Here is a 19,698-nt window from a genome sequence, read left to right as displayed (position 1 = left end):
AGATTGATGCTCGCGTTGCGTGGCTCAGATGATATCGCGGCGCGGCACGCAAATTGGCAAAAAACGGGGCGATGCGCACAGCGCGTGGCGCTGCACCGCAGCAGACGAGCGCAGAAAGATGCGCGCACAACTTTCGAAAAGCCTACACTTTTTTGACTTACTTTACGTTACCGAAGCATCAGGCATACAGTCCCCAGCGAAGCTGCACTTTCAACGAGACGTACTTACCGGTTCGAGGAGCTGCCCCCATGTTGCTTCGTGTACTCGCCGCGCTGCCGTTCATCGGCATTCTGCTCGGCGTCCCGTTTGTGAATCGTGTCGAGCCGCTGGTGCTCGGCATGCCGTTCGTGCTGGCCTGGATCGTCATGTGGGTGGTGCTCAGTTCGATCATCATGGCGATCATCTACCGTCTGGACCCGAGCAACCGGCAGCTTGCCGCTGATGCCGAGGAGGTCCGGTCATGAGCGCACTCGTCATCATTGCGGCCATTACGCTGTTTGCGCTGTACCTGGGCGTGCGCGCGCGGCGCGGCCACGACATGAGTCTCGAACAGTGGACCGTGGGCGGCCGCAGCTTCGGCACCGCGTTCGTGTTCCTGCTGATGGCGGGCGAAATCTACACCACCTTCACCTTCCTCGGCGGCAGCGGCTTTGCTTATGGCAAAGGCGCGCCGGTCTACTACATTCTTGCCTACGGCACGCTCGCCTACATCCTCTCGTACTGGATGCTGCCGCCCATCTGGCGTTACGCGAAGAACCACCATCTCGTCTCGCAGCCGCACTTCTTCGCGCGCAAATACGAGAGCCCGGCGCTCGGCACCCTCGTTGCACTGGTTGGTGTGGCCGCGCTGATTCCGTACCTCGTGCTGCAACTCAAGGGACTCGGCATCATCGTGGCGACGGCTTCGTACGGCGCGATTTCGTCGACGGCGGCTATATGGATCGGCGCCGCTGTGGTGACGGCCTACGTGATCGTCTCCGGCGTGCGCGGCTCCGCGTGGAATTCGGTGGTGAAGGATCTGCTGATTCTGGCGATCGTGCTGTTCCTCGGCATTTATCTGCCCTTGCACTACTACGGTGGTTTCGGCGAGATGTTCCATGCCATCGACGCCGCGCGCCCGGGCTTCCTGACCTTCCCGGCGAAGGGTTCGAGCGTGACCTGGTTCCAGTCGACCGTGCTGCTGACCGCGCTGGGCTTCTTCATGTGGCCGCACACGTTCGGGTCGATTTTCACGGCGAAGGACGAGCGTATTTTCCGGCGCAACGCGATGGTGCTGCCGCTGTACCAGTTGATTCTGCTGTTCGTGTTCTTCGTGGGCTTTGCGGCGACGCTGAAGGTGCCGGGGCTGAAGGGTGGCGACATCGACCTGTCGCTGTTTCGTTTGTCCTTGCAGACTTTCGATCCATGGTTCGTCGGCGTGATCGGCGCGGCCGGGATTCTGACGGCGCTGGTGCCTGGCTCGATGATCCTGACGTCGGCGTCCACGTTGCTTGCCAACGACGTGTATCGCGGCATGGTGAGCCGCAAGGCCTCGGACGCGACGGTGGCCAACCTCGCGCGCTTGCTGGTGCCGGTGGTGGCGCTGGTGGCGGTGGGCTTTACGCTGCATGGCGGCGAGACCATCGTGGCGTTGCTGCTGATGGGCTACAGCTTCGTGACCCAACTGTTTCCGGCGGTGATCTGCAGTTTGCTGCCGCACAACCGGGCAACCAAGTACGGCGCGTTTTGCGGGATTCTTGCAGGTGTTGCGGTCGTCACGGTGACGACGACCATGCATCTGAGTATCGGGCAGCTGATGCCGTTTTTGCCTGATGCGCTGAAGGACATCAATATCGGCTTCCTGGCGTTGGCTGTGAACGTGATTGTCTTTGCCTTGGTGAGCGCTGTGACGCAGCCGCGCTCGGTCGAGCAGACTCACGCGCCGGTGCATTGAGGGTTTCTTCGTATCTTTCTGTATAGCGGTTGAAGGGGCTGGTCGCTTTGCGCGCCAGCCCCTTTTTTCACGAATCGCGCTAGACTTCGCCCGAATTGAAGTCGATCGAATCGAATGAGTATGCGGAGCGAATGAATGGACTATCGTCTTTACTACTCGCCGGGCGCGGCAAGCATGGCCGTTCACTGGATGCTGATAGAAATGGGCATCCCGTTCGACGTCCAGCTTGTCGACATCGACGCCGGCAATCAGCGAAACCCTGAGTATCTGCGGCTGAATCCCGCAGGCCGCGTTCCCACGCTGGTGGTCGACGGCACGCCGCGCCACGAGTCAACCGCGTTGCTGATGCTGCTCGCCGAGCGGCATCCCGAAGCCGCCCTCGCGCCGGCGCCGGGTTCTGCCGACCGGGCCGCGTGGCTGGAACTGATGATCTATCTGGCCAACACGCTGCTGCCCGCCATGCGCGACTGGTTTTACGCGGACGTCGATGGCGATCGCGCTGGCGCCGAAGGAGTCCGGGCGCTCGCACGGCGGCACATCGAAGAAGCCTGTGACCGGCTTAACGCCGATCTCGCCGACGGACGTGACTATCTGGTCGGTGGCAAGCTCAGCACGGTCGATTTTCTGGCGGTCGTGGTGATGCGCTGGACACGCAACATGCCGCGCCCCGCTCTCGGCTGGCCACATCTCGCGCGCTATATCCGCGGGCTGCGGGCCCTGCCCTCGTTCATCGAATTGAATGCGCGAGAGGGGCTTACGGAATGGCGCAATCAGGATGATTGATGCGCACGCAACTAATTTTCGCTCGTTGGCGACTGGCGTAACCGCGCGGTTGTGAACAACGTCAGTTAGTTCGAGTTCGCTCGCGCGCCGACGATCACGATGCCGCGTGACAGTCCGCTCACGTTGTCGACCGCTTGCGCCCCTGCGTACAGTTGCGTAACCGGCACCCAGACTGCCGGATACTTGTAGCGCGCCACGTCGAGAAGCAGCGCGCTGTCGCTCGCCGCGTCGTAAGCGGCAAGTGGCGACCAGTGACCGCCGCCTGCTTCGCCTATCTCCACCCGCCTGAAGTTCAATAAGGCAAAGCGGTCGCTGTGGCCCGTCGTGTCGCGAATCAGATCGCGAAACTGACCGAGCGTCAGGTCGCCGGCATGGAATTTCCTCACCTCGACAGGAAACGCGCTTAGGGCCGTGCTGAGCTGGTCGAGCGTCATGCCCTCCTTCGATACGCGCGCGGCGTTGGCCACCTGCGGATCGACGCTGCGGAAAAAATCCTCTTGCGAGAAGAATGGGAAATCCGGGTACTGGGTCGACTCGGGACGCCGAATGCCCAACGCATTGAGCGCCATCACCGAAGTCGCGACCGAACAGTAGGCTTCGTTGCGCTGCGTTTCGAAGTATTGCGAAAGCGGCCAGTACGACTGGTTATGGGCGGCGGCCATCAAGCGCTTCTGGCCAGCCGGCTGCGTCAGCGCGATCAGGTTCGGCGGAACGGGCAGCGGCCCGTCGGCTGCGCGCGCCGTGCCCGCTGCGGGGGCTTGATGCGTATCTTGATGCGCGGTTTGATCCGTGGCTTGATTTGCAGCCGGTGGCAACGGCGCGCAGGCCGCCAATGTTGCCGCCAACACCACAACAATCCACTCAGGCCGGCTTACGCGCTCAACGGCGCGCATCAACGAATATCTGGACATTAACCCTTCCGCTGCGGATGACTTCGGAACGACTTCGGCCATGCCGATGCGTTTTTTCATTCCGCATCGGCAAGCCCCGATTTTTTAACACGAAACGGATTGGCGCGTGAATGTGCGGCCCAAAAAGCAGGCGCACTGAATCGTTGCATTCGATCTGATAAGATATACCCCCCTAGGGTATTTTCGAGAGCATTCATGGGTCACACGATTCGGGAAAAACAGAAGCTTCTCAACCGCGTTCGCCGCATCAAGGGGCAGATCGAGGCCATAGAACGCGCGCTCGAAGACGAACGCGGCTGCGCCGACGTCCTTCAGCAGATCACCAGTTGCCGCGGCGCGATGAATGGTCTGCTGGCGGTCGTGCTCGAGGACCACATCAGAAATCACCTGGTGGATGCACATACCGACGAGGACCCCGCCGGCAGTGCCACAGAACAACTCATCGAAGTTGTTCACAGCTATTTCAAGTAATCCGGAGCAGGACATGAGTGACTTCAGGAACGCAGCCTCCGGCGCGGGACACGATCATATTTTTCTGGGCGCCGCCCATGAAAAGAACGAACGCAGAACATGGGCGGTGATCGCTTTGTGTGCCGTGATGATGGTTGCCGAAATCGTCGGCGGCAGCCTGTTCGGTTCGCTGGCGCTCGTGGCCGATGGCCTGCACATGTCGACACACGCCGGGGCGATGCTGATCGCGGCGCTCGCTTATACGTACGCGCGCAAGCACGCGAGCGACTCACGCTTTGTATTCGGCACCGGCAAGCTGGGCGACCTCGCGGGATTCACGAGCGCCATTGCGCTGGCCATGATTGCGCTGCTGATCGGTTACGAAGCCGTGTCGCGCTTTCTCTCGCCGGTGCCCATCCATTTCGGTGAGGCGATTCCGATTGCCGTGGCCGGGCTGCTGGTGAATCTGGCGAGCGTGTGGCTGTTGCGTGGCGATCATCACGGGCACAGCCATGGACATGGGCATGGGCACGAACATCACGGTCATGAGCATGACGAACACGCTCATGGGCACGAGGATCACGCTCACGCAGAGGGGCATGCTCACGACAATCGCGCTCACACGGCCCATCACGATGCCGAAAGCGCAGCCCAGCGGGATCACAATATCCGCTCGGCCTACATTCACGTGATCGCGGACGCCGCGGTGTCGGTGCTGGCCATCATCGGCCTCGTTCTCGCGCGTGAATTCGGCTGGCTCTGGATGGACCCGCTCGCCGGCATCATCGGCGCGCTGGTGATTGCAAACTGGTCATATGGGCTGATGCGCGACACGGGGGCGATCCTGCTCGATATCAACCCCGACCAGCGCATGACAGAGAATGTGCGCCACGCTATCGAGGACAACGGCGACAAGGTGCTCGACCTGCACGTCTGGCGCGTGGGCCCCGGTCACATGAGTGCGGTAATATCCGTCGCGACCCAGGAAACGCGCCATGACTCGCGTTTCTATCATGCGTTGCTGAAACGCTTTAACGGACTCTCGCACGTCACCGTCGAAGTCAACCCAACGGAACAGATCGCCTGAAGATGGCAATTCAATCACCCTGCATCGACATTTGCAAAATCGACGGCAAAACGGGCTTCTGCATCGGCTGCCTGCGCACGCGGGACGAGATCCGCGAGTGGAAAAACATGACCGATTACCGGCGCCATCAGGTTATCAATGACGCTTTGCGCCGCAAGGCCAAAGTGAAACCGGAGACACCGGAAACGCCGGAAACGCCGGAAACGCAAACGTCGTAAAGACGCCAGTCAGTTCGCCCGATCAGCGAACGCATAACTGTTCTTGCCATTGCGCTTGACCCGGTACATCGCCTCGTCGGCCGCGGCCACGAGGCGATGGTAATCGTCGACGGAATCCGGAAAACTGGCGATGCCGATGCTGGCGCTAACCATCCCGACCCCCATCGTCAGGTCTGTCTGAACCACGCAGGCGATGAGCCGCCGGGCGATTTCGCCGAGCTCCGCATTCGTCGAAAATTCGCGGACCAGTACGGCGAATTCGTCGCCGCCGATCCGGGCGACGACATCGACTTTGCGCACTGACTCACGAAAGCGTTTCGAAACCGCGATCAGAAACTCGTCGCCGACACGGTGACCGAGCGAGTCGTTGACCTGCTTGAATCCATCCAGATCGATATACAACACGGCAATTTTGCAAGACGCGCTGCGCGCGGACAGTTTCGTCGCCGCCGCTTCGAGCGTGGCAAACAACTTGCGCCGGTTCGGCAAGCCGGTCATCGCGTCGTGCAGCGCTGCCCATTCGAATTCGTGCGACTGCCCTGCCAGCAGACGATTCCGTTTGGCATACATCCCTAACGCGGTGATCAGCATGCAAAACAGCAGTGCTGCCGACGCGATCAGCGTGCGCGCGACGTGGGCAATCCGCAAACGCACATCGGCGCTGTCGGCATCGCGCTGCGCCCGCCACCAGGCCGACACGGTCCCGAGCACGGCGTCTGTGTCGCGCAGATCGGCATCTGCTGTGAACGAAGCTGGCGACAGACGCGGCGCCGCCGACGGACTCGCATTCACCAGCGCCGCGAGCGACGCGAGGCGATGGGCGAGTTCGGTACGCGCGTGCCGATACCCGGCGGCTCTGGTTTCCGTGGCGTCGGGCAGTTGCTGCCAGATACCGACCTGATTCCGGGCGCTTTCCGCCCGTTCGACCGCTTCGAGAACGAGCCCCGCGTATTCCTGCTTCAACTGATCGGAAAAGATCGTCCGGATTTGCAGCGCCAGATACAGAAGGCCGATCAGCAGACAAACCAGCGCGGCGGCGGCGATCGCAGCCGGGCCCGGCCTGAAGCGGATCGCGATAGCGCCCCTGCGAGCGGCGCGGGGGGGACGCGTCCGCTCAGGGATGGGAATAGATGTCTTGCCGGTTTCCGGTGTCATGCTGGCGGTAACTCACGCGGCGAAAGAACGAACCCATCCGGGCGAACAGGCTGCCTTTGTGCCGGGCATTTGCCGCCGAATTAGCGCGACGATCCTGCTGCGCGAGACGCGCATCTCTGCCGGGGCGGCCGGACGCCGAGTGCTGCGGAGCAGGATTGGGCGGTGCCGCCGCCGGGGCAGACGACGCGGCCAGGGCGGGTGTTGCATCGGCCACGACGGTTTCGCTAACCGTAGGCGCCGGGAGTCGCGTGACCGGACCGGACCAGGAGGCCAGTTTTCCGCCTTCTTCTCCATTCGGTGCTGCCGCTGCTGTTGCGGCCGTTCGCGGCGCCGCAATCGATTTGGCCAACGCCGGTCCTGCAGCGGCTGATGCTGCCGTGCCGAGCGCCTGCCGCGCATGCGCCATCGCCTCGGCATACGCTTGTTGATCGTGGTTGAACCAGACACCGTAAGCGACCGTACCCACTACGCCCAAAGCCAGCGCACTTGCCGTTGCCACACACAGCGCAAGACGCCCGAATCGCACAGGCGGCGCCGCAGCCGGCGGTTCAGCGCCAGAATCGAAACCAGAGTCCGCACTCTCTACGGCAGATTTTGAAAATTCGGTATCGTTGAGCATCGCAATACTCTCCGGAATCCTCACATGTCTGGCAGGTCCGCAGACATTCTTCATACGATACAGCGGGGTCGATCTGGCGTCGTTGTTGGAAGAATTTTGCCCACTCGCCGGGTAGCGACAATACGCCAATGCTGCGCTTTAAACGCTGGATTTGCGAGTCCGCTTTGCGTCGATGAGACAGGTAAAAGATTCAACGCCGCGCATATCCACGGGCTGGGCCGTGGGCGCTTGCAGGCCGCTTCCATGCGGGGATTGGAGGCTGCGATGGGGGCATGCACGGCGACTCTGCGTGATGCAATAAACACGCCAATCTGGAACGTGCTCATCGGCAGCGAGCGCTTAAAACGCCATGCATGCCCAGCGGGGCGCAAGACGCCCCACCCCCGATCCGTCACCTATTGCACGGTGATCGTTTCTTTCATATTCGGGTGGATGCCGCAAAACACCTTGTAGACGCCCGGCTTGTCGAACTTGAACTGGAACGTGTCGTTCTGATCGAGCGCGGCGGAGCGGAACATGCCCGCGTCGTTGACGACCGTATGCGGCTCGCCGTCGAGATTTTTCCACGTCACCGTCGAGCCGGCTTTGACCGTCATTGCCATCGGCGAAAACATGAAATTCTTGATGACCACGGCGTTGGGGGTCTCTGCTCGCGCAACGGAAAATCCGGCCGACGCAGCGATCAGCGTCGAACTTGCGAGCAACACGAAAAACGCGCGACAAATAGTTTTAGTCTGCATAACTGATCTCCTGCGAAATAAAAAATTTTGAAATCAAACGAGTGTCGTATCGGCAAGCGTCGCCTTGAGCGGATGACGCACGATCTTGATGCTGGTCACCCCTAGCATCTTCGGGAGTTGATCGCTTGCTACCGTGAGTGGCCCGGGGCCGGGGCCGTTGCCGGCGGTCGGCTGCGGATAGGCTGTCGAGCGGGCCGTGTGGAAAGTGATATTGCCTTCGACCTTCGACACGATCTGGTGAATATGACCGTTCAGCACGGTCACCGAGCCGAAGCGCTTCAGATAGCTCATGGCCTGACCGGCATCGCCTGTGCCCCAGCCCCACGGTTCGTAGATCGTCCACATCGGCATGTGCGCAAAGACGACGATCGGCGTGCTGGACGAGCGGCCCTTCAGGTCATTTTCGAGCCAGGCGAGTTGCTCGTCGCCGAGACCGCCCAGGCCGTTGGGCTTGAAATGCATCACGTTGACGAGTGCGACGAAATGCACGCCGTTGTGGTCGAAGCTGTAATAGCCTTTGTTATCCGAAGCCTTGCCGAAACGGCTGAAATATTCGGTTCCGGGGCCGTCCGTCACGTCGTGCTCGCCGGGCACGGTGTGGAGTTCCGTGATATTCAGACCGGACATCAGCTGCGCCGCGAGATCGAACTCGGCCGGCTTGGAAAGATGCGTGATGTCGCCCGTGTGGATGGTCAGCGCGGGCTTGACCGGCATGGCATTGACATAGTCGATCGTCTGTTTGAGCGTGCCGGCGACGTCCGGGTTGGCTTCTTTATTGAAACCGATGTGCGAATCGCTAATCTGCAGGAAAAGCGGCACGCCCATGGACGTCGCGGATGATTTCGCGTCGGCCGCGAGAGCCAGTTCCACCGGCGTGAGAATGCCGCCGGCAAGAACGAACACTGTACCTACGCCACCGAAAGCGAGACATTTCAGGGCGCCACGCCGCGACGGGTTGAATGCAGGATCGGATGAATGATGTGACGACATGTTGACCTCACGATAAGGACTCGCAGGCAAACCGCGGGATCATCCGGCGGGCCATACGACTCGGTTCATCTGGAAGACTGGCGTGCCGCCGGTTTTATTCCCGGAGTAGAAAATTAGTGTTGGACGGCCAACCCAGGCGCGCAGGTTTATATGACGCGTGCCAGGGTAAGTGCGGGAATAGCCGCGCCGCGGCGGCGGTCATGCAGGTGAGAGAACCTGAAAGGAGTAGCTAACATGGACATCATCGACATGGCCCGTGCCTCGGGCATGGCAATCACCCTCGACGCCAGGATTGGCCGCGAGGAATACCAGAGCGTGTGCGGCTCGCTATCCGCGCTACAGCGATTTGCCGAAGCGGTGCGCCAGGGCGTTATACAACAGAGCGAACATCAGACACGCGCCGCCGCACCCCACTCGCAGAGCGTGAGGAGCACAAGGAGCTTGAGAAGGCCGGCGCGGCCGCATGCCCGACGCGATTCGCCTGCGGCCGCCCATCCCGCTTCTGAGCATACAAATTGAAAGGAGAATAATGTGCGACCGGAATTGTGGCCCGTTCTGCGCCGCCTGCAACTCGCATCGGGGGTGATGCTGCTCATTTATCTGTTCTTGCATCTGGTCAATCACGCGCTCGGAATCTGGTCACTCGATCTTGCCGGGCGCGGACTGACGTTCGCCCTGTGGATCTGGCATAGCGTTCCCGGCACGATCCTGCTGTACGGTGCGGCCCTGGTCCATTTCGCGTTGGCCGTGCGCACGATTTACGGACGTCGTCACTGGGTGCTCCCGCCCGCTGAATGGATCCGGCTGTGGGCAGGACTCAGCCTGCCGCTACTGCTCATCCGGCATGCCGTAGCAACGCGCCTCGCGACGTCGCTGTATGGCTTCGAGCCGAACTACGAGCGCATCGTGATATCGCTGATCACGAGCGGCACGCAGGGTCTGCAACTTGCGCTGCTCGCGCCAGGCTGGATCCATGGCTGCCTCGGCGTGTGGTTCCGATTGCGTCACTATCCGGCGATGCAACGCGCGCGACCCGCCCTGCTGGCCCTGCTCGTTGGTTTGCCGTTGCTATCCGCCGTCGGCTTTCTGCGGATGAAGCAAGCCGTCGTGGCAATGCATGTGGTTCTCCCCGCGCCTGATTCGAAACTGGTGATGCACCAGCTTGCACTCGATACGTGGCGCCACAGTCTCGTCTCGCTTTACCTGGCCGTGATCGTCAGTGCGCTTCTAGCGGGTCTGTTGCGGAATTGGCTGGAGCGCCGACCGAGTTCGGCGTAAGCGATACCGGCCTTCGACCGCTTATTTACGCGGATGCAGATGTAAGAGCATGGTTGAAAAAGCTGCGCTCGCTCGATCCAGCAGACGTGCCGAGGCCCGCATCGCATGAGGATGCGGGCCTCGGCCCTGCCCTTTACTACGGCCCATAAAGCTACGGGCTTTCCGTGCTTATTGCCCTTGCTGCGCTTGCGGCTTCAGCTTGAACTTGCCCTGATAGCGGATCGTCGGACGCAGCGACTGTGTCGTCGGCGCGGTCATCAGCAACTGACGCGCAAGCGGCGTAGCCGTCGGGCTGAGCGAGCCGATACTGGTTGCGCGCGACGGATCCGCCAGACCGTTCTTCACCAGCAACTTGGCTTCGAGTTGCAGACTGGTCAGCAAAACCGGATCCTTCAGCGCGTTCCCCTGCGCAAGCAACTGACTCCACGCGTTGTTGCTGTAGTTCGTCACGTAGTAGTCGAGACCGCTCGGATCCGCGAGCACCGCGGAACAGCCGTTCAGGCGCACCTGCGTTTGCGTGTCCTTCATCGCAACCGTCTTGCGCGATGTCAGGCCGTCACCGTAGGCGAGCGTCAACGGAATGGTCCATTGCGTGCCGGGATACTGGTTCTGGTTCGGGAACGGCTGCTGCTTGAGCGTAACCACGGTCTGATTGGTCGTCAGATCGCACTGGGTATCGAGCGAAAGCAAAGGCACGCCGGTTTGCCGCACGAAACTATCGCCGATCGCGACCATCGGTTCGCCGCTTGCCTTGGCCAGTTCGTCCCACAAGCGCTTCGGCGTGCCGTTGCCGAGCGCATAGTCGGCAAGATACGACTGCAGCCCTTTGCGCAACACGTCTTCGCCGAGATAGTTCTCCAGCATCTTCAGCACATGGCCGCCCTTGTCGTACGTAAAGGCGCTTGCGCTCAGCACGAAGTCGTTTGAAGCCCAGCCGTTGAAGTTCGGCTGCACCGGGAACGAAGTGGATTTCAGATCGGCGTTGATCACCGCGTACTTGTTCTTCACGTCATCGACCCAGCTGAAGCGGTCCGGGAAGAAGCGCACCTTGGTCTTGTTCTCGAAGAACGTCGCGAACGATTCGTTCAGCCACACGTCGTCCCACCAGTCGAGCGTGACCAGATCGCCGAACCACTGGTGCGCGGCTTCATGCGTCAACACCGTCACACCGTAATCGGACATGGTGGTGCCCGGCGCCGGCAGAATGTCGTCGGCGAATTCGAGAATCGCGCCCCAGTTCTCCATGCCGCCGAAATTCAGGTCCTTCTGCTCCTTGAACGCGTCGTTGGCGGCGATCGTGTCGAACTTGGTGAGCGGCAACGGAATGCCGGTATAGCGATAGTAGTAATCGAGTGCCTGCTTGGTCTGCTGCATGGCCGGTTTCGCCCAGTCGCGCATGCCGGGCGGAGTGAAAATGCGCAGATGCAGACCCTTGTGGTCAGGCAGCGGGCTCGAGAAGTCGTCTTCGAGAATGTCGAACTGGCCGCCGCCGAAGAAGAGCAGATACGAAGGCATCGGCGGCGTCTTTTCGAACGACACCAGTTTGTAGCCGCTGTCCACATTCACTGCCGGCTTTTCCGCCGCGTTCGAGACGACGTTCCAGTTCTGCGGGACTTCCGCACTCACCTCGTACGTGGGCCGGAAAGCCGGTTCGTCCCAACCCGGGAACCATTGGCGCGCGAGGTTCGACTCGCCTTGCGTGAGAATCGCACCGCTCGTCGTGCCGTCGGTCGACTTCAGGTCGACGCGGAACACGCCCTCCGCCGCGGAGCAACCCGGATAGGGATCGTCGCCGCAACTGCCGCCGGTCTTGGCGACCGGATCGTCATAAGTCTTGAAGTTGATGATGCCGCTCCACTCCATGTGCAGCGAGTAGTTGCCTGCGGCGATCTGCCCGCTCACTGGCCGCAGCTGGTAGAAATCGCCGTCATCCTGCGGCGTGGCGATCAGCTGGATGTTGCCTGGCTGCAGCGTGATCGTGCCGTTCGTGAATTTGATGCGGTGCCCGGCGATCGTAATCGCGTTGACGGCCTTCAACACCTTGATCTGGACATCCGCGCGCCCGTCGAATGAAGAGAGCGCCGGGTTCGGCCGGAACCACAGCTTGTAGTTGATCGGTGTGACCGTATCGGGCAATTCGACCGGTGGCACGCTCTTGTTGATCGATGTGTTCGCAACGATCGGCGCTGTGGGCGGCGCAAGCGCTACCTCGGAGGCGGCGGCCGGCGTCTGGGCGGACTTGCTCGAGAGCGACGACGAGCTGTCTGAACCGCCGCAGCCCGCCAGGACCATTATTCCGGCTAAGGCCAGACACTGTATCTGCAATCGGAAATTTATACGCATAGTTAATCCTCGACTGACAAAATCGGCATAAAGAAAGTGCGATGAGTGCTTAAGCTGTGTTTCTCTGTTTTTTCAGCACAAAAGGTCTCCCGCACTAGCGCCGGATTGCTAGCGAGAATATATGGACGTGTTACTACCTCAGCACTTGTGGCTGATTTTAGAATTACGTTTCCAAATTATTACAATACTTTCAAAAAGACGGCGTGAGCCGTTTTTCTGCAGTTTCATGCGATCGCTGACTGACGGACAAAGCGGCGGCTTACCTGCGTCTCCGAGCAGGTGGACAGGAACTGGGTCAGTTTTTAGCGACAGTGCGTAGCCTAGATTGGCAAACGTTCTCGTGTCAACTTCCTTTCACAATCTTTCCGAAATGAGTGAGCGGCGTATGCAGATCGAATGGGTTAAGTAATCGGAAGAGTTAATACTCTAAAGGCGGGATACGCGCACATTTCTACGAGAAACTTTATTTTATTGCACTGCGGAGTGTGCTATTAGGCGTGGCGACAGCCAATATTTTTAAAATTAACTAGCTGTTGAGTTCACGAGAGAAAATAAACCACTAGCGAATGAAGTGGCCGCAAATCGGCATCGCGCTCAGTCGTGCATAGAACGACGACTCTCCGCCGCGAACATCGGCGAATTGATCGGCCGCCAACGCGGAACCGGCGGCGGCGCCGATCGCAATCAACACGATTGCGACGCGGCGCAGACGCCCGGCACGGCCGATCAACGTGCCCGACACGCCGCGCCAACTGGCGAGCAAAGTCATGGCGAGTGCAACGATCGCGCAGCACATGGTCGTGCCTTCAGTCCGGTTGCGCCATGAATGCGTCGAACTTGTCCAGTGCAGTGCTCCAGCCGGTCTGATGAGCGTCGCGTTCTGTCTCGTCGAAGAACTGCGCATGCGTGAGCGTGAGCTCGGTGCCGTCTTCAATGGGGCGCAGCCTGATGGTGACGAGCGAGCGTTGCTCGGGCGCGGTGACCCACTCCCACGTGAAGACGAGCTTGCGATCCGTTTCGACTTCCAGGTATCCGCCGCGGCAGTCGTGCGTTTTGCCGTCCAGTGTCTGAAACACCACGCGAAAGTGGCCGCCCGCGCGCGGATCGGCTTCGGCGCTGAGCACCGGCCCCGCGTCGGGCCCCCACCAGCGCGCCATCAGTTCGGGTCTCGTCCACGCTGCATAGACTCGGGCTGGCGGGGCTTTGATGCGCCGCACGATCGTCAGGCTCGGCTTTTCCTGGGTCATTCCTCGTGTCCCTCCACAAAATCGGCGAGCCGGTCGAGGCTCGCGGACCAGAAGCGCTCATAGCGCCTCAACCATGCCATCGCCTCCTCCATCGGCCCGGCGACCAGATCGACCGAAACGGTCCGTCCGTTCTTGGTACGCGCCACCAGACCCGCGTCGCTTAGCACGTCGAGGTGCTTCATGACCGCCGGCAGCTTGAGCGGCAGTGGCCGCGCGATTTCCGAAATCGACAGGCCGGGCTCCCGCTCAAGGCGAGCAAGGATGGCCCGGCGTGTCGGGTCCACGAGGGCGGAAAACGTACGATCGAGTTGACTGACTGGATACTTTGCCATATGGTGAACTATAGGCAGTGAACGCACGGTGTCAAGATTTTTTGTGAGCGGCCACGGCACGCGCACTCCTGTTTGCGGCGCATCGCCAGTCCGTTCTAGACTGCGGATCGGCCACATTCGAGGGGGCAAGCCGGTATGGACATTCTTCAAGGCATGGCAGTGTTCAAGCGCGTCGTCGATGCATCGAGCTTCTCGAAGGCGGCCGATTCGCTGGAGATGCCGCGCGCGTCGGTGTCGACCCTCGTGCAGAATCTGGAGAGCCATCTGGGGGTACGCCTGCTGAATCGCACCACACGCAGCGTGCAGGTTACCGAGGACGGCGCGCTCTACTACGAGTACTGCTCGCGCATTCTGGCCGAGGTCTCCGACGCCGAGTCCGCGTTATCGAACAAGCGGCTCAACCCACGCGGCACGATTCGCGTCGACACGTCCGCCACGTTCGCCGCCAACGTGCTGCTGCCCGCCATGCCCGATTTCAATGCGCGCTACCCCGAAATCACCGTAAAGCTCGGGCTAGCCGATCGCAACGTCGATCTCGTGCAGGAAGGCGTCGATTGCGTAATACGGATCGGTGTTCTCGACGACTCGAACCTCGTCGCGCGACCGATCGGCAGCGTCCGCACGACTATCTGCGCAGCTCCAGCGTATCTCGAGCAAATGGGCGAACCCACCACGCACGACGACCTCGACCGCCATCGTGCAGTCAATTATTTCTCCGCACGCACCGGACGTATCTATCCATTCGAGTTTGAAGTGGATGGAACGCGAATCAGAAAAACAGTGAACGGCATCATCGCGGTCAACGAAGGGCTGGTGTATGTCATGTCCGCGACCGCAGGATTAGGGATCATTCAGGTTCCGCGTTTCATGGTCGCCAAGGCGATCGAGGCCGGCGCGTTGCGCGAACTCTTTAGCGCGTACCAATGTCCGTCCTTGCCGCTTTCCTTGCTGTATCCGCACCGTCGGCTGAGCATGTGCGTGCGGGTATTCAGCGAATGGATTCACGAACTCGCGCAGAATAATCCGGACCTTAACGGCTAGCGGCGCGCTTCACCCGCGCATCGCGTTACGTCGGCTCGATCAATCCGCAACGCTCCAGCTCCGCCGACAACGCTTCTGCACCCACAAACTTGTATCCCTGCAGACCGGCGTCGAGTGCGCCGGCCACGTTGGCATCCGTATCGTCGACGAAGAGCGTTTCGGCCGCAGGAACACCCAGTTGCTCCACACAGCGCAGATAGGTTTGTGCGGCCGGCTTCGCTGCGCCGAACGCGGCGGACGCATACACGTGCGTGCCAAACAGTTGCGCGACGGGTGGATTCAGAAAGTCGATATGGTCGGTGAGCAAACGGCAGTTGTTGGTGAGCACGGCGATCCGGTGGTGTTCGGCGACGCGTTCGGCGAGCGCGAGCACTTCTTTATTCGGCGTGATCGATGCGTGGCGCGCGCTTAGCCAGTCGTCCCGGCTGACCGGATAGCTCAGCAGTTCGCCGAGCGCGGCCAGATAGTCTTCGTCGCTGATCTGCCCCGCGTCGGCACGAGCTTCGAGCCCGGAATCCCAGATCGCGCGACGCACAGCCTCAGGCGCCTGGCCGGAAATTGCCGCCAGACGATCGACCCGCGCCGAACGATCGTAGTGGGACAGAACACCCTCCATGTCGAACAGGACCAGCGTGATGGATGCAGTCATGCTGTCGGCCTCGCATCGAAAGCTTCTAGAAATGAACATGCCATCCGACTGTAGGCCATCGGACGACGATCTGTTTCTATTGTGCCTCGGCTGGGCGGCGACGCCACGCGCCTCATGAACGAAAAGCAATCAAACGTACTGACGAAAACCGCCGCCAGGCGGAGACCTGGGGCAGCGCACCGAGTCCACAGCAAAAAAATTTATCGGATTCACCGTCAGATTTTTTCCTCTGCCTCGACTAAGACCCGCGTAGACTTTTGCGACGAGGAATTTAGCGTGAATGACATCAATTTCGAATGCACTGCATGCGGCAAATGCTGCCACGATTTGCGCCTGGCACTGACGATCGCCGAGGCGATCGCCTGGCTGGAGCGCGGCGGACACATGGAACTCATCTGCGAGGCGATACCGTGGCCCGTGGAGCCGGAGCCGGGCAACGCGCAAGCTGAGTACAAACGGGTGCGTTCTTCGCCTGCAATGAGCGGAAGCCTGCCGGTCCGTATCTCGATCGTTCTCGCCGCGGCGTTCGATGGAGCCTGCCCCAATCTGGGCGCCGACATGCGTTGCGGCATCTACGAACAAAGACCGCTGGTATGCCGGATCTATCCCGCCGAAATCAATCCTTTTGTCGTGCTGGCGCCGGAAAACAAGGCGTGTCCTTCAGATGCGTGGCAGAAGACGCCGCTACAAAGGCACGGAATCCTTGTCGATGCTACGACCGTCGAACAGGTCGAGCAGTCGCGTCGCGCGAATCAGCTCGAAGCGCCGCTGCGCATGCAGGTATGCCTCGAGCTGGGACTGAACCATGCCGCGCTCGCGAACGAAGGTTTTGTCATGATTACGCCGGATAGCGAGGCGCTGTTGACTGCCCTGCGCCATGTTCGCGCGACGCCGGAATCGCAAGACCCAGCCGCGCAGTGGACATTTGTGTCGAATCGGGCGGGGACCCTGGAAACGCTTCTGTCGGTGGGCGCCACCGGTCATCTCGCTGAGCCCACCGCTGCCGGCAATTCCCGCTATCACGGCTTTTTCCCGCCCTCATAAACGTAGAACCACCGGCAGCTTCTCGCGGAGAACTACGCTCCGCTGCCGCCCACCGTCTTGATGCTCTTCCATTGTCCTTGCTGGACCTGAAACAGCGTGTACGGCGGCTTGATCAGATCGCCATACGGGTCGAAGGTGATGTTGCCGGTCACACCGGTAACCTTCACTTTCGACAGGCTGTCGACGATCTTCGCGCGGTCGAGCGAGTCGGCCTCGTGAATCGCCTTGATCATGGCGAGCGCGGCGTCGTAGGCAAACGGTGCGTACAGTTCGACATCCTGATTGAAGCGCGCCTTATAGCGCTTGCCGAACTCCTGCGCGGCAGGCAGCTTGTCGAGCGCCGGACCGGGCTCGAGATCCTGCGTACCGTCGCCCGCCGAGCCGGCGATCTGCAGGAAGGCATTACTCTTCAACGCACCCGCGCCGAACAGTTGCGCCTGCATGCCGAGCGAGCGCATCTGCTTGACCAGCATCGCGCCCTGTTCATCCAGGCCGCCGAAGAAAATCAGATCGACGTTCTTGCTTTTGAGCGTCGTCAGAATGGCGCGAAAATCCACCGCCTTGTCATTCGTGAACTCACGATCGACGATATTGCCGTTCGCTTCCTTTGCGCCTTTTTCGAACGCATCCGCGAGCCCTTGCCCGAATGCCGTACGGTCATCGATGATGCCGATGCGCTTCGCCTTCATCTGCTCCACCACGAAATGCCCCGCCACAACACCGCCGATGCCGTCGTGCCCCATGGTGCGGAACACGTTCTTGTAGCCTTGCTTGGTGAGTTGCGGATTGGTCGAGCCCGGCGTAATCATCGCAACGTTCGCCTGGTGATAGACCGTCGACGCCGGAATGCTGCACCCCGAGTTGTAATGACCGATCACGCCGACCACGCCTTCGTCGACCAGTTTCTGCGCGACCTGAATCGCGACACGCGGGTCGGCCTGATCGTCCTGCACATCGAGCACGAATTTGACCGGTTTTCCGCCGATCACCGGATGTTTCGCATTCTCTTCATCGAGCGCGAGTTGCGCGCCGTACTGCAAATCTTTACCGACTCGCGCGACCGGTCCGGTCAACGGTCCGACGAAACCGATCTTGACGACTTCAGGATCGGCCGCCCACGCAGACGGTAGATACGTGACGAGTGCGCAAACTGTGGCACTCAACAGCCAATTGCGGCGATTCATGATGCGCTCCTTGCGAGATGTAACGTCGCGCGATGTGTAGGTTGGCCGATCCGATGCGCGACGCGTCGAATCTGTCCTGCGGCGCTAATGGTGAAACAAGAAAATCGGTGCGGTCAAAACCTCTACGAAGTCAAAAACGCGTGGCCGAGTAAGGCGCGAGATCGAGCGGCGGCGCACGCTGCGCGATCAGATCGGCGACGATGCGGCCGCTCACCCCGGCTAGCGTCAGGCCGAGATGCTGGTGGCCGAATGCGTAGATCACCCGTTCGCTCGCGCGTGAGCGTCCGAGCACCGGCACACCGTCCGGCAACGTCGGACGGAACCCGAGCCAGCTGCTATCCGGCGTATCGAGCGCGGGCAATGCGCGTTTCGAAGAAAACGTCAGCAGATCGATCAGCGAGCGGTTGCGCGTGTCACCGAAACCCGCCAGTTCGACCGTGCCGGCGACGCGCAGGCCGTCGCTCATCGGCGTCATGTAAAAGCCGCGCTCGGCCCAGCCGACCGGTCGCGAAACCAGTTGCTGCGCGCCTGGAAAGCGGACGTGATAGCCGCGCTCCGTGTCGAGCGGAACCGGATCGCCGCATTGTTTGGCGAATTGGGCGGAGCGCGCGCCGGTGGCGATTACAACGTGACTGAAGCGGCGCGTGGCGCCTTCAATCGTCACACTCGCGCCGTCAGCCGAAGGCTGCACTGCGTCGACGGTCGAACGCTGCAGTGTCAGCCCCTGGTCGGCAAGCTGCAGATAAAGCGTCTGCAGAAAGCCTTGTGGATTGGAGAAATGCCAACTGTTGCTGAACAACACCCCGCGCTCGAATATCGGCGCGAGCGACGGTTCGAGCGCTCGGATGTCGTTGCCGCCCAGCACGTCGAAGGCAACACCCAACTGCCGGCGCAGATCGAGTGCAGGACGCGCGGCATCGAACGAAGCCGCATTCGAATACAGATAAAGGCACTCGCGCGGCCGAACGAAACGCGCCAGTTCCGCGTCTGCAAGCAGTGGCGCATATCCTTCGTGCGCGCGATCGAGCAACGCCGCGAGTGCCGTGGCGCTCGCCTCATAACGCCGCGGCAGCGAACTCATCATGAAACGCGCAAGCCACGGCGCGAGGTGCGGCAGGTAACCCCAGCGCAATCTGAACGGGCTGTCGTTCGATAACAGAAAGCGCGGCAAATCGCGAAACACGGACGGGTTGTTGACCGGAATGCACGCATAGTGCGCGAAGGTCCCCGCGTTGCCGAATGACGCGCCCTGCCCCACGCCGGCCGGATCGAACAGCGTGACTCGATGGCCGTCGCGCATCAGCGCCGCAGCGCTCGCGAGGCCGATGAATCCCGCACCGATGATGGCAATCTCTGGCATCACTTGCGTCCTTGCATGTCGCCGCCGTCGCCGGAGAGCGCGTGCATCGCGGCATGCCGCTCACTCGCCAGCGCGCCAGGCTTCGGCGCGGCCAGGGCTTGAGGAGACTGCGGAAAACTCATCGGGAAACTCCTGGGGACAGAATCCGGACACTGTCCGGCGACACCGTGGCGCACTCGCCACCAGACAAACTCTGGCAATCAGAATCACACAATATTTTTTTGTGTGCAATTAAAACTCACATTGTGTGGCCCTGGCATTTTCCCTGGATGGTCTATGGCGCAGTCCTTGCAAACAGCGGCGCACCGGCCGCCAACCGCTCGGGAGTGCCATT

At 61.0% G+C, this 19,698-nt stretch carries 23 protein-coding genes; 10 read left to right on the top strand and 13 right to left on the bottom strand.

Annotated features, from left to right (window positions below; all coding sequences use genetic code 11):
* Positions 1–248: 248 nt before the first annotated feature.
* From KHO33_RS02550 to KHO33_RS02540, 3 genes are all read left to right on the top strand, one after another.
* Positions 249–464, top strand: coding sequence for a DUF3311 domain-containing protein (locus KHO33_RS02550; protein ID WP_054035425.1), 216 nt, complete (start codon positions 249–251; stop codon positions 462–464).
* The gene (locus tag KHO33_RS02545) at positions 461–1,933 is read left to right on the top strand and encodes a sodium:solute symporter family protein (RefSeq protein ID WP_054035424.1); all 1,473 of its coding nucleotides are present in this window, start codon (positions 461–463) and stop codon (positions 1,931–1,933) included. Before KHO33_RS02550 ends, KHO33_RS02545 begins: the two co-directional genes overlap by 4 nt.
* Positions 1,934–2,068: 135 nt before the next feature.
* On the top strand, positions 2,069–2,716 hold the full coding sequence (locus KHO33_RS02540; protein WP_200561713.1) for a glutathione S-transferase family protein: 648 nt from the start codon (positions 2,069–2,071) through the stop codon (positions 2,714–2,716).
* A 65-nt stretch (positions 2,717–2,781) separates the two neighbouring features.
* On the opposite strand, the gene KHO33_RS02535 is transcribed toward KHO33_RS02540, so the two are convergent.
* A complete protein-coding gene (locus KHO33_RS02535) occupies positions 2,782–3,687 on the bottom strand; it encodes a phytochelatin synthase family protein (RefSeq protein ID WP_234480403.1) in 906 nt (301 codons plus the stop codon).
* 135 nt (positions 3,688–3,822) lie between these two features.
* On the opposite strand from KHO33_RS02535, the gene KHO33_RS02530 reads away from it, so the two are divergent.
* The 3 genes from KHO33_RS02530 to KHO33_RS02520 are packed head-to-tail and all read left to right on the top strand — an operon-like array spanning position 3,823 to position 5,382.
* Positions 3,823–4,098, top strand: coding sequence for a metal/formaldehyde-sensitive transcriptional repressor (locus KHO33_RS02530; protein ID WP_054035422.1), 276 nt, complete (start codon positions 3,823–3,825; stop codon positions 4,096–4,098).
* A 13-nt stretch (positions 4,099–4,111) separates the two neighbouring features.
* Positions 4,112–5,164: a CDF family Co(II)/Ni(II) efflux transporter DmeF gene (dmeF, locus tag KHO33_RS02525; RefSeq protein WP_200561715.1), complete on the top strand. Its 1,053-nt coding sequence runs from the start codon at positions 4,112–4,114 to the stop codon at positions 5,162–5,164.
* A 2-nt stretch (positions 5,165–5,166) separates the two neighbouring features.
* A complete protein-coding gene (locus KHO33_RS02520) occupies positions 5,167–5,382 on the top strand; it encodes a DUF1289 domain-containing protein (protein ID WP_054035420.1) in 216 nt (71 codons plus the stop codon).
* Between the two features lie 9 nt (positions 5,383–5,391).
* Here KHO33_RS02520 and KHO33_RS02515 read toward each other — a convergent pair whose 3' ends face one another.
* The 4 genes from KHO33_RS02515 to KHO33_RS02500 form a co-directional block, all read right to left on the bottom strand.
* Complete coding sequence (locus KHO33_RS02515; RefSeq protein WP_200561717.1) at positions 5,392–6,537, bottom strand: GGDEF domain-containing protein; 1,146 nt, start codon at positions 6,535–6,537, stop codon at positions 5,392–5,394.
* A complete protein-coding gene (locus KHO33_RS02510; protein WP_200561719.1) occupies positions 6,497–7,156 on the bottom strand; it encodes a hypothetical protein in 660 nt (219 codons plus the stop codon). Before KHO33_RS02510 ends, KHO33_RS02515 begins: the two co-directional genes overlap by 41 nt.
* A 395-nt stretch (positions 7,157–7,551) precedes the next feature.
* Complete coding sequence (locus tag KHO33_RS02505) at positions 7,552–7,896, bottom strand: cupredoxin domain-containing protein (protein ID WP_054035418.1); 345 nt, start codon at positions 7,894–7,896, stop codon at positions 7,552–7,554.
* 33 nt (positions 7,897–7,929) lie between these two features.
* Entirely contained in the window at positions 7,930–8,886 is a 957-nt protein-coding gene (locus KHO33_RS02500) for a metallophosphoesterase family protein (RefSeq protein ID WP_200561721.1), read from the bottom strand.
* A 234-nt stretch (positions 8,887–9,120) separates the two neighbouring features.
* Between KHO33_RS02500 and KHO33_RS02495 the strand changes: the two genes are divergently transcribed.
* Both KHO33_RS02495 and KHO33_RS02490 read left to right on the top strand, forming a co-directional pair.
* On the top strand, positions 9,121–9,405 hold the full coding sequence (locus tag KHO33_RS02495) for a hypothetical protein (RefSeq protein ID WP_200562323.1): 285 nt from the start codon (positions 9,121–9,123) through the stop codon (positions 9,403–9,405).
* Positions 9,406–9,471: 66 nt separating this feature from the next.
* Positions 9,472–10,164: a hypothetical protein gene (locus tag KHO33_RS02490; protein ID WP_054035479.1), complete on the top strand. Its 693-nt coding sequence runs from the start codon at positions 9,472–9,474 to the stop codon at positions 10,162–10,164.
* A 168-nt stretch (positions 10,165–10,332) separates the two neighbouring features.
* Here the strand turns inward: KHO33_RS02490 and KHO33_RS02485 are convergent, their stop codons facing one another.
* The 4 genes from KHO33_RS02485 to KHO33_RS02470 form a co-directional block, all read right to left on the bottom strand.
* Positions 10,333–12,507 (bottom strand): M1 family metallopeptidase, encoded by a 2,175-nt coding sequence (locus tag KHO33_RS02485; protein ID WP_200561723.1) that lies wholly within the window; start codon positions 12,505–12,507, stop codon positions 10,333–10,335.
* 559 nt (positions 12,508–13,066) lie between these two features.
* On the bottom strand, positions 13,067–13,303 hold the full coding sequence (locus KHO33_RS02480; protein WP_200561725.1) for a hypothetical protein: 237 nt from the start codon (positions 13,301–13,303) through the stop codon (positions 13,067–13,069).
* A gap of 10 nt (positions 13,304–13,313) precedes the next feature.
* The gene (locus KHO33_RS02475) at positions 13,314–13,754 is read right to left on the bottom strand and encodes an SRPBCC family protein (RefSeq protein ID WP_054035413.1); all 441 of its coding nucleotides are present in this window, start codon (positions 13,752–13,754) and stop codon (positions 13,314–13,316) included.
* The gene (locus tag KHO33_RS02470; RefSeq protein WP_054035412.1) at positions 13,751–14,086 is read right to left on the bottom strand and encodes an ArsR/SmtB family transcription factor; all 336 of its coding nucleotides are present in this window, start codon (positions 14,084–14,086) and stop codon (positions 13,751–13,753) included. Before KHO33_RS02470 ends, KHO33_RS02475 begins: the two co-directional genes overlap by 4 nt.
* A 135-nt stretch (positions 14,087–14,221) precedes the next feature.
* Here KHO33_RS02470 and KHO33_RS02465 point away from each other — a divergent pair, with 135 nt between their 5' ends.
* Complete coding sequence (locus KHO33_RS02465) at positions 14,222–15,127, top strand: LysR family transcriptional regulator (RefSeq protein WP_200561727.1); 906 nt, start codon at positions 14,222–14,224, stop codon at positions 15,125–15,127.
* Between the two features lie 25 nt (positions 15,128–15,152).
* Here the strand turns inward: KHO33_RS02465 and KHO33_RS02460 are convergent, their stop codons facing one another.
* Complete coding sequence (locus KHO33_RS02460; RefSeq protein WP_054035410.1) at positions 15,153–15,776, bottom strand: HAD family hydrolase; 624 nt, start codon at positions 15,774–15,776, stop codon at positions 15,153–15,155.
* A 114-nt stretch (positions 15,777–15,890) separates the two neighbouring features.
* Between KHO33_RS02460 and KHO33_RS02455 the strand changes: the two genes are divergently transcribed.
* Complete coding sequence (locus KHO33_RS02455; protein WP_200561729.1) at positions 15,891–16,820, top strand: YkgJ family cysteine cluster protein; 930 nt, start codon at positions 15,891–15,893, stop codon at positions 16,818–16,820.
* Positions 16,821–16,852: 32 nt separating this feature from the next.
* Here the strand turns inward: KHO33_RS02455 and KHO33_RS02450 are convergent, their stop codons facing one another.
* From KHO33_RS02450 to KHO33_RS42570, 3 genes are all read right to left on the bottom strand, one after another.
* Positions 16,853–18,004 carry a branched-chain amino acid ABC transporter substrate-binding protein gene (locus KHO33_RS02450; RefSeq protein WP_054035408.1) on the bottom strand — a complete coding sequence of 384 codons (1,152 nt, stop codon included), beginning with the start codon at positions 18,002–18,004 and terminating at the stop codon, positions 16,853–16,855.
* Positions 18,005–18,134: 130 nt separating this feature from the next.
* Positions 18,135–19,364, bottom strand: coding sequence for an NAD(P)/FAD-dependent oxidoreductase (locus KHO33_RS02445; RefSeq protein ID WP_200561731.1), 1,230 nt, complete (start codon positions 19,362–19,364; stop codon positions 18,135–18,137).
* Positions 19,364–19,486: a hypothetical protein gene (locus KHO33_RS42570; RefSeq protein ID WP_267914723.1), complete on the bottom strand. Its 123-nt coding sequence runs from the start codon at positions 19,484–19,486 to the stop codon at positions 19,364–19,366. Before KHO33_RS42570 ends, KHO33_RS02445 begins: the two co-directional genes overlap by 1 nt.
* Between the last annotated feature and the right edge of the window lie 212 nt (positions 19,487–19,698).

Origin of the sequence: Paraburkholderia nemoris (assembly GCF_905221015.1) — a bacterium.
Classification (GTDB): Bacteria; Pseudomonadota; Gammaproteobacteria; order Burkholderiales; family Burkholderiaceae; genus Paraburkholderia; species Paraburkholderia nemoris.
Note: the sequence above shows the minus strand (reverse complement) of the source record. Positions and strands in the feature narration are given on the sequence as shown.